This is a genomic window from Bradyrhizobium sp. (genome assembly GCF_004799405.1).
Lineage (GTDB): Bacteria > Pseudomonadota > Alphaproteobacteria > Rhizobiales > Xanthobacteraceae > Bradyrhizobium.
In genome coordinates, this window is the sequence record NZ_SSMW01000072.1 from 1 (window position 1) to 9,268 (window position 9,268).

Consider the following 9,268-nt stretch of genomic DNA (forward strand, 5'->3'; position numbering starts at 1 on the left):
TCTTTGGCCAGGAAGGCCTCACCAACACCTATGCGATCGATGCCGGCGGCTCCATCACCATGCCCCTGATCGGCGCGGTGCCGGCGCGCGGGCGGACGCCGGCGGGACTTGCTGCTGAAATCACCGGCAAGCTGCGCAACGGCTATATCCGGGATCCCTCGGTGGCGGTGGAGATCGAATCCTACCGGCCGTTCTTCATCCTGGGCGAAGTTGCAGCCCCCGGCCAATATCCCTACGTGCCCAACATGAGCGTCGAAAGCGCGGTCGCGATTGCCGGCGGCTTCTCGCCGCGCGCCCGGCGCGACCGCGTCACGCTGACCCACACCGATGGGTCCGGTTCGATGCGCATCGTGGTGCCGCTTGGCACTCCGATCAGCCCCGGCGATACCGTCCTCGTCGGCGAACGCTGGTTCTGAACATGTCCCCTGTTCCGGATCAGCCGCTTCGGATCCTGCACGCGGTGCGCGCGCCAGTCGGCGGAATCATCCGCCACATCCTGGACCTCGCCAACGGACAGGCCGACCGCGGCCACCAGGTCGGCATCATCGCCGACAGCCTGACCGGCGGCCAGCGCGCCGATGCCGCGCTGGCGGAAATCGCGCCGCGGCTCAAGCTTGGTGTCTATCGTGTCGCCATTCACCGCGAACCTCATCCCGCAGACTTTCTGGTATGGGCGCGTTTCATGTACCTGATCCGGCGACTGAAGCCGGATGTCCTGCACGGACACGGCGCCAAGGCCGGCGCCTTCATTCGCCTGCGCGGCCGTTCGAAACGCGCCATCCGGGTTTACACGCCGCATGGCGGCTCGCTGCATTATCCGCTGAACACGCTCAAGGGTGCATTCTACAGCCGCCTCGAACGCGCGCTGATGAACAACACCGATCTGTTCCTGTTCGAAAGCGCCTTCGCTCGCGACACCTACCAGCGCACCATCGGTACGCCTGCCGGGCTGGTGCGCTGCGTGTTCAATGGCGTGACCGCCGACGAGTTCGATCCCGTCGAGTTGGCGGCGGATGCCACCGACGTCGCCTATGTCGGCGAATTCCGGCACATAAAGGGGGCCGACCTCCTGATCGACGCGGTGGCGCGGCTGCGCAGCGGCGGCAAGCCGTTCACCCTGACGCTTGGCGGCGACGGCGAAGAAATCGGCGCGCTCAAGGCTCAGATCCACAAGCTTGGTCTGACCGAGGCGGTGCGCTTCATCGGCCACGTCAAGGCGCGATACGGCTTTTCAAAGGGCAGGCTGCTGGTCGTTCCGTCGCGCGGCGACTCGATGCCCTATGTGGTGATCGAGGCCGGAGCGGCGGGTGTTCCGATGGTGGCCGCGAATGTCGGCGGCATCCCCGAGATTTTCGGGTTCCATACCGAGGCGCTGTTCGCTCCCAGCAACGCCGACGCCATGGCCGCCGCGATCCAGACCGCACTCGGCGATCCCGCCGCCGCAAAGGCGCGTGCAACTTCGCTTCGCGAAAGAATCTCCGAGCATTTTTCGCAGAAGGCGATGGTCGAGGGGGTGCTGGCGGGCTACCGCGACGCGTTTGCCAATCGTTAACCGTTGTTTACCAACGATAACAGTTTCTTCCGATTTGTCCTTTAAGCCGTGAAGCGGGGCATTCCGCCCCGGTGCGGGCATCACTAGATGCCCGCACAAGAACGGATTTAGCGACAGTGGAACCGATCAACGCACGCTCCATCCTGGCCGCCGCGGCCGCAGACGCCGCCATGACGGACCGGCCACCGGTCGAACGGCGACAACGATTGTCGCAGGCAGCCCTTGCCGTCGCCAACCAGAAAGTGCGCAGGGCCTATTCGCCGGTCGTGATCGCCGGCGCCGTGCGTCTCGCCGATTTTGCGCTGTTGAGTTTCGTCGGTATCGCGCTTTATCTCGGATATGTGGCACGTCTCGCCGGGCTTCATTGGGAATATATCGCGGCCATTTTCGGCATGACCACCACCGCGGTGGTCTGCTTCCAGGCCGCCGACATCTACGAAGTGCAGATATTCCGCGGCCAGCTCCGGCAGATGACGCGGATGATCTCGTCATGGGCATTCGTATTCCTGCTGTTCATCGGCGCATCGTTCTTCGCCAAGCTCGGCGGCGAAGTATCGCGGCTGTGGCTCTCCGCGTTTTTCTTCGTCGGTCTCGCCGCGCTTGTCGCCGAACGCCTGTTCCTGCGGGCGATGGTGCGGGCGTGGGCGCATGACGGCCGGCTCGACCGCCGCACCATCATCGTCGGCTCCGACCAAAACGGCGAAAAGCTGGTCGAGGCGCTCAACGAGCAGGACGATTCGGACATCGATATCCTCGGCGTGTTCGACGACCGCAACGACACCCGCGCGCTCGACACCTGCGCCGGCAGCCCGAAACTCGGCAAAGTCGACGACATCATCGAATTTGCCCGGCGCACCCGCGTCGACCTGGTGCTGTTCGCGCTGCCGATTTCGGCGGAGACGCGGATTCTCGAAATGCTGAAGAAACTGTGGGTGCTGCCGGTGGACATCCGGCTTTCGGCCCACACTAACAAGCTGCGCTTCCGGCCCCGCTCCTATTCCTATCTCGGCAAGGTCCCGACCCTCGACGTTTTCGAGGCGCCGATCACCGACTGGGATCTGGTGATGAAGTGGCTGTTCGACCGTGTCGGCGGCGCCGTCATCCTGCTGCTGGCCGCACCGGTCATGGCGCTGGTCACGCTCGCGATCAAGCTCGACAGTCCGGGCCCGGTGCTGTTCCGCCAGAAGCGGTTCGGCTTCAACAACGAGCGTATCGACGTCTTCAAGTTTCGCTCGCTGTATCACGACCAGGCCGATCCGCTGGCCTCCAGGGTCGTGACCAAGAACGACAGCCGCGTCACCCGCGTCGGGCGCTTCATCCGCAAGACCAGCCTCGACGAACTGCCGCAGCTGTTCAATGTGGTATTCAAGGGCAATCTTTCGCTGGTCGGCCCGCGCCCGCATGCCGTGCAGGGCAAACTGCAGAGCCGGCTGTTCGACGAAGCGGTGGACGGATATTTCGCGCGTCATCGCGTCAAGCCCGGCATCACCGGCTGGGCGCAGATCAACGGCTGGCGCGGCGAAGTCGACAGCGAGGAGAAAATCCAGAAGCGCGTCGAATTCGATCTCTATTACATCGAGAACTGGTCCGTGCTGTTCGATCTCTACATTCTTCTCAAGACGCCGCTGGCGCTGATGACGAAGAACGAGAACGCCTATTGAGTATCGAATAGACGTCATTGCGAGCGAAGCGAAGCAATCCATCATGAGGCAAGCTGGATTGCTTCGTCGCTAACGCTCCTCGCAATGACGGGAAGAAACGTATCGTTGCGTAAATGCATGAGTACCAAATGGCGTATGCGGCGACAGCCCAAAGGTCTGTTCCACGAGGATCTGTTCCAGAGGGGTCTTTTCCATCAGTAACGGCCGCGTCAGGCGTGTTGGCGCTGCAGCGCGCGCTGGTGTGGCTGGTCGGCGCGTCCGGCGCGATCGTTTTCATCGAGCCCAGCCCCTATGAACTGGTGACGCTCGCCGCCGCCGTGCTTTTCTTTGCGACGGGCTTGCGGCTGCGGCTGGTCTTTATGTCGCTGTTGCTGCTGCTGTTGCTGATCAATGTCGGCTACTCCATCGGCGCCATCCCGTTCCTGAACGCGCCTGAGGTCGCCAACTGGATCGCGACCTCCTGGTACATGGCGGTGACGGTGATCTTCTTCGCGATGGTGATTTCCGAAGACACCGCCGCGCGGCTCGACATGCTTCGCCGCGGCCTGATCGTGGGCGCCCTGATCGCCGCGACCACCGGCATCGCCGGCTATTTCAACCTCGTGCCCGGCGGACATGATTTGCTGACGCTGTACGAGCGCGCGCGCGGCACCTTCAAGGACCCGAACGTGCTCGGCGCGTTCCTGATCCTGCCGGCGCTGTTCGCGCTGCAGAGCGTGGTCTCCGACCGGTTCGGGAAGTCGTTCCGCAGCACGATCGCATTCGGCATCATGGCGCTGGCGATCCTGCTGGCATTTTCGCGCGCAGCCTGGGGCGGCCTTATCATCACCGCCGCCTTCATGCTGGCATTGATGGTCCTGACCAGCCAGTCGCGTGCGCAGCGCTCGCGCATCATCGTGATGGCGGTGGTCGCGGTTATCGCAGCAGCGGTGCTGCTGGTCGTGCTGTTATCGTTCGACTCCGTCAGCGAGATGTTCAAACAGCGCGCCAGCTTCGATCAAAGCTATGATGAAGGCCGCTTCGGCCGGTTCGGGCGGCATATTCTCGGCGCCGACATGGCGCTCGACCTTCCCTTCGGCATCGGCCCGCTGCAATTCCACAACTACTTTCCCGAAGACACCCACAACTCCTACCTGAACGCCTTCATGTCCGGCGGCTGGCTCGCGGGCATCTGCTATCCGGCGCTGGTATTGATCACCGTCATCATGGGATTTCGGCACGCCTTCGTCCGCGTGCCCTGGCAACGGCCATATCTTGCGATCTTCGCAGCCTTTCTCGGCACCGTCGGCGAGAGCTTCGTGATCGATACCGACCACTGGCGGCACTTCTGGATGATGCTGGGCGCGATGTGGGGCATGTTCGCCGCCGCACAGCGTTACAAGGCTTCCAGCGATGCGAATGCCTCACCCGGGCCGTAAGGCCCCGGGACGCGGGCTAAACCCGAACGAACACGCCCCAGAGCAGCGCAATCGCGGCCCCCGCAGCCAGCCACGACGGGTGGTCACAAAAGACACCGCCGTAGACACACAGCGGATTGGCCCAAAGCCCGTCAGTGGCCGCGGAATAAAACATGCCGGCGGAAACCGCCAAAATAAATGCGACGATGTACACCTGGGTGATCCCTTTGCAGGTATTTCGACTGCACGTATTTTTAATGCGAAGAATCAAGCACCGGCTTATGGAATTGTTGCGCCTTTGATTCAAATCCGCGGGTCCTGGCTTTCGGCGTCTCCGGTTCGTGTCCTCGATGGCGGGAATTACCTCTCGACCTCGAATTTGAGGCCGGCATGATCGACCAGCCGCTTGATCAGGCGATCGCCCAAGGCGGCGCCGGGCGTCCAGATGCCGCCGGGAACATCCGTCGCGTCGCGCAACAGGCAGACCGCGCATTCGCCGATCATTTTCGACGTCGATCCGTAGCCGGGATCGCGATCGCCCTTCACCGCGACTCGGACCTGACGGCCATCCGGAGCGAGACCGACGAACAGGAGATCGTAGAGGCCGGACTCGCGCTCCTGTTTCGAAGGTCCCTCGCCTGGCTTCGGCCCGTCCACGGCCCCCATCCGCTCGGCGTTGGCGGCCACGACCACACGCCTGGCGTTGGCTTCGCCCTGTTCGCCGGGACCGGTCAGGATCATTTCGTCGTAGACGAAATCTTTACCGTAGGGAAAGTTCATCAACATATTGGAACGATGCACGTTGCGGGTGTTGATGCTCGCCATCACGAAGGGGGCGGTCCAGGAGCCCAGATCCTCGTCCAGCACCGGCTTGTTGCCCCGCGGCTGTTTGGGACCCTCAAAGCCGGGCGTCAGCACGAACGGGTTTTGCAGCATCGCGACCAGGTTCAAATCCTTCGCCGCTGCCGCAAATGTTGCCCTGGCGCTGGCGAAGGTACCGCCGGAGAAGGTGCCCTTCATAGCGCGGACCCGGCCCTTGACGCGATTGACGGGCGCGCCGAGAACTTTCTTCGCGGTTTGTTCGAGAAAGAACACGCCAAGCTCGAATGGAATCGAATCGAAGCCGCATGAAAACAGGATTCGCGCGCCGCTCGATTGCGCGGTCGCTTCATGCGCGTCGATCATCTGCCGCATCCAGACCGGTTCGCCGCACAGATCGAGATAATGCGTACCCGTCGCCGCGCACGCCGCAACCAGGTCGGAGCCGTAGAGCTGATAGGGACCGACGGTCGATATGACCGACTTGGTCTGGCCGATCATGGCTTTCAGCGACGCCGGATCGCCGGCATCGGCGACGATCAGGGGCGTATCGGCAGGCGCGCCGATCGCGTCGCGCACGGAGCCGAGCTTGTCGAGGCTGCGCCCGGCCATCGCCCATTTCAGGTTGCCGTCGGCCTTATATTGCGCAGCCAGATATTCGGCGATGAGCTGGCCGGTGAAACCGGTGGCGCCATAGACGACGATGTCGAATTTCGACGAGGCCATTCTGTTTTCCTGAGGTGAGTTCGGGTTCTTCCGTCATTGCGAGCCACCGGGTCGCGCGAACGCGCGCCCGATGATAAACTCCGCGAAGCAATTCAGCTTCAGCGCGGCAAGCTCGATTGCTTCGTCGCTTCGCTCCCCGCAATGACGATCTGGTTCATTTGCACTTATTTCCTGGCGTAGGACACGCCCATGCCGGCGCGCACGTCGCTCTGGATGCCGTAGGGCGCGATCGGATAACGCAGCCCGTTTTTTGCCAGCGACTTCATTCCAGCGATGGCCTTGGCCAGATGCGCCGGTGACAACGCCATCAGCATCTCCTCATCCGGCACGCCACCATAGCGCCGCTCCGCATAGCACGGCAACGACAGGCTCGGCTCGCCGGTCTTGAGCGCCCGTCCCCAGGAGTCGGCGCAGGCGGTTTCGCCGACCACGCTCCATTCGAATTTCTTGTAGCCGGTATATTGCAGGCCGTTGATCAGGATGATCATCTGGCCGGGCGTCGCATAGACCAGGCAGATATCGGGCGGATTGAGCCGGCCGCTGGCCAGCGGACTTACGACCAGCGCCTGGTATCGGCCGTGGGGGACGACATCCAGCGCTTCCTGGCGCTTGCGCGCGTCCTCGGCATTCTCGTGCCAGACCCCGACGTAAGCCTCGCCGGCAAGCCACTTCTCATCCTGCGGGGCAAGGCCGATCACGGCGCGGCATTGCGCGCCCACCAGATCGGCTGCCGTGATGCCGACCGTCCAGCCCAGCCGCGAGGCCATGCTGACGATCTGGTCGGTGGTGTGAACCGCCGATGGCCGCCTGATTTTCGGAACCGCCAACATGTCCTCCACGCTTGCGAACATCTTCATGCCGATCACGGTGGTCTTCAGGCGAAGCAGATTGTTCAGGTCGGCGACCATGGTCGCCAGATCGAACTGTTCCGGCGGTGTTTGCTGCTGCATGGCGTAAACTCCCAAATTCGCGGGCCGAGCGGCGCGCGCCTGTTGCATCTATCCTAGTCCGATTGCCTGCCAGTTGCGACCGGTGCGTCTATTCCGGTCCGGGCAGCCACGCATCGATCTTGCCGGTGGCCCGATAGGCGAAAAGGCCGATCCATTCGCGGATGGCGATATCGGTGCGGGCCAGTCCATCGAGCCCTACGGCCGAAAACAGCAGAAGATCCGAGCGGCCGCCCACCCGCCAGTCCACCGGATACGGCTCGACCGCAAATCCGGCCTTGCGAAACAGGCCGACCGATCGCGGCATATGGAAGGCCGACGTCACCAGCAGCCATCGCTCGCCGGGTTTTGGAGCCGCGACCGCCTTGGCGAATTCGGCGTTTTCCTGGGTGTTGCGCGAACGCCGCTCCACCGTGATGCGCGCCTTGGCAATGCCGAGACTTTCGAACAGCGCGCCCGCGTAATCGGCTTCCCTGGCATCGTTCGATATCAGGTTCGGGCTGCCCCCGGTAAAAACGATGCGGGCGTTCGGATAGCGATGCGCCAATGCCGCCGCGGCGATCACGCGGTCGGGCGTGCTTCGGACCACCGCGCCGCCATGCGCGACAGATAGATCCGAATCGATCGAGGCGCCGAGCACGATCATGCCGTCCGGCTCGCCGCGCGCGGCGTCCCATGGCGGAAACCGCTGCTCCAGCGGATAGAGCAGCCAATATCCAAGCGGCGAAAACGCCGATATCGCCAGCAACACGATCGAGGCGATCAGAAGCCTGCGGCCGAGCCGCGCCAATCGCGTGGCCAGCAGGATCGCGCCGAGCAGGCCAACGCCGATCAGAAAGTTGATCGGCAGCAGCAGGACGCCGAGGGTTTTGGAGAGGATGAAGAACACGACTATTCCCGGATGTCTCGGAGCGTCATACGCGGGCCTGACCCGCGTATCCATCTATCTTCACAAAAATTATTGTTCGAGAATGATGGATTGCCGGCAATGACGCGTAGAGTGATAAGAAAGCTCGGCAAGGAAGCCCGTTTATGACGCATCATCACCTGAACTCCAGCCCCGAGACCTGCCACTGGGGGTTCTTCGAAGCCAGGCTGAAACCGATCCTCACTGTCGCAAGCGGCGATGAGGTGACCATCGATACCATCACCGGCGGCCCCGAGGTGATGCCGGACAAGAGCCGGTTTCACGTTCCGCCCGAACTGTTCGAGGTGCATGCCAAAAACGAGCGGATGGTGCCGGGTCATATCCTGACCGGACCGGTCGCCGTCGAAGGCGCGCAGCCCGGCGACGTGCTGGAGGTTGAAATTCTCGACGTCAGGCTCCGGCAGGACTGGGGCTACAATCTGATCCGGCCACTGGCGGGCACGCTGCCCGACGATTTTCACCAGACGCGGCTTCTGAACATTCCGCTCGATGCAAAACGGATGGTGGGCCGGCTGCCATGGGGGCTCGACCTGCCGCTGAGGCCATTTTTCGGGGTGATGGGTGTGGCGCCGCCGCCGGCCTGGGGACGCATCACCTCGCTGATCCCGCGCGCGATGGGCGGCAACCTCGACAACAAGGAATTGATACCGGGCGCCAAACTTTATTTGCCGGTATTCGTGCCGGGCGCGCACTTTTCCTGCGGCGACGGCCACGGCGTCCAGGGCGACGGCGAGGTCTGCGTCACCGCCATCGAGACCGCATTGCAGGGCCGTTTCAAGCTGACCCTGCGCAAGGATTTGCGGCTCGACTATCCCCGCGCCGAGACGCCAGATCACTACATGACAATGGCGATGGATCCCGACCTCGACCAATGCGTGGTTCGGGCGCTGCGCGACATGATCGTGCTGCTCGGCGAAAAGCGCAATCTGTCGCGCGAGGACGCCTATACGCTCTGCAGCCTGGCCGCCGACCTGCGCGTGACCCAGACCGTCAACGGCTCCAAGGGGATTCACTGCATGATCGCGAAGTCGGTGGTGCATGGGTAGCTTCAGCCGCAGGCCGGCAACATTCGGCCGCCGGCACCTGTTTTCGCACCTACCAAAGCCTTGGTTGGGCCGATACGATAATGACCTGCTCAAGACGGGGGCGAAAATGCCGCGGTGGAAGTTTCTAACAGATTTTTCAGGGTGCGACGGTGCAAAGTGCGTGGATACCGGCCTTTTCAGACTCGATAACAG

The 9,268-nt window shown here is 62.9% G+C and carries 9 protein-coding genes; 5 read left to right on the top strand and 4 right to left on the bottom strand.

The genetic code is table 11. From position 1 onward, the window contains the following. From E7813_RS10885 to E7813_RS10900, 4 genes are all read left to right on the top strand, one after another. A partial coding sequence (locus E7813_RS10885) for a polysaccharide biosynthesis/export family protein (protein WP_291573661.1) occupies window positions 1-416 on the top strand: 416 nt, incomplete at its 5' end. A 2-nt stretch (window positions 417-418) separates the two neighbouring features. Then, complete coding sequence (locus E7813_RS10890) at window positions 419-1,552, top strand: glycosyltransferase family 4 protein (RefSeq protein ID WP_291573664.1); 1,134 nt, start codon at window positions 419-421, stop codon at window positions 1,550-1,552. A 116-nt stretch (window positions 1,553-1,668) separates the two neighbouring features. Further along, window positions 1,669-3,213 carry an undecaprenyl-phosphate glucose phosphotransferase gene (locus E7813_RS10895; RefSeq protein ID WP_291573666.1) on the top strand — a complete coding sequence of 515 codons (1,545 nt, stop codon included), beginning with the start codon at window positions 1,669-1,671 and terminating at the stop codon, window positions 3,211-3,213. A gap of 215 nt (window positions 3,214-3,428) precedes the next feature. After that, window positions 3,429-4,631, top strand: coding sequence for an O-antigen ligase family protein (locus E7813_RS10900; protein WP_291573668.1), 1,203 nt, complete (start codon window positions 3,429-3,431; stop codon window positions 4,629-4,631). Between the two features lie 16 nt (window positions 4,632-4,647). On the opposite strand, the gene E7813_RS10905 is transcribed toward E7813_RS10900, so the two are convergent. The 4 genes from E7813_RS10905 to E7813_RS10920 all read right to left on the bottom strand — a co-directional run bounded on the left by E7813_RS10905 (window position 4,648) and on the right by E7813_RS10920 (window position 7,991). Then, the gene (locus E7813_RS10905; RefSeq protein WP_291573669.1) at window positions 4,648-4,824 is read right to left on the bottom strand and encodes a hypothetical protein; all 177 of its coding nucleotides are present in this window, start codon (window positions 4,822-4,824) and stop codon (window positions 4,648-4,650) included. A 146-nt stretch (window positions 4,825-4,970) separates the two neighbouring features. Then, on the bottom strand, window positions 4,971-6,155 hold the full coding sequence (locus E7813_RS10910; protein WP_291573671.1) for a saccharopine dehydrogenase NADP-binding domain-containing protein: 1,185 nt from the start codon (window positions 6,153-6,155) through the stop codon (window positions 4,971-4,973). 164 nt (window positions 6,156-6,319) lie between these two features. Further along, complete coding sequence (locus tag E7813_RS10915; RefSeq protein WP_291573673.1) at window positions 6,320-7,105, bottom strand: DUF169 domain-containing protein; 786 nt, start codon at window positions 7,103-7,105, stop codon at window positions 6,320-6,322. Between the two features lie 88 nt (window positions 7,106-7,193). Continuing rightward, window positions 7,194-7,991 (bottom strand): YdcF family protein, encoded by a 798-nt coding sequence (locus tag E7813_RS10920; protein WP_291573675.1) that lies wholly within the window; start codon window positions 7,989-7,991, stop codon window positions 7,194-7,196. A gap of 143 nt (window positions 7,992-8,134) precedes the next feature. Between E7813_RS10920 and E7813_RS10925 the strand changes: the two genes are divergently transcribed. Next, window positions 8,135-9,076 carry an acetamidase/formamidase family protein gene (locus E7813_RS10925; protein WP_291573677.1) on the top strand — a complete coding sequence of 314 codons (942 nt, stop codon included), beginning with the start codon at window positions 8,135-8,137 and terminating at the stop codon, window positions 9,074-9,076. The last annotated feature ends 192 nt before the right edge of the window (window positions 9,077-9,268 follow it).

What these genes read in the sequence shown, in the direction of transcription:
- E7813_RS10890 (WP_291573664.1), top strand. Translation starts at nt 419, where the DNA reads ATGTCCCCTGTTCCGGATCAGCCGCTTCGGATCCTGCACGCGGTGCGC.
- E7813_RS10910 (WP_291573671.1), bottom strand. Translation starts at nt 6,155, where the DNA reads ATGGCCTCGTCGAAATTCGACATCGTCGTCTATGGCGCCACCGGTTTC.
- E7813_RS10915 (WP_291573673.1), bottom strand. Translation starts at nt 7,105, where the DNA reads ATGCAGCAGCAAACACCGCCGGAACAGTTCGATCTGGCGACCATGGTC.
- E7813_RS10925 (WP_291573677.1), top strand. Translation starts at nt 8,135, where the DNA reads ATGACGCATCATCACCTGAACTCCAGCCCCGAGACCTGCCACTGGGGG.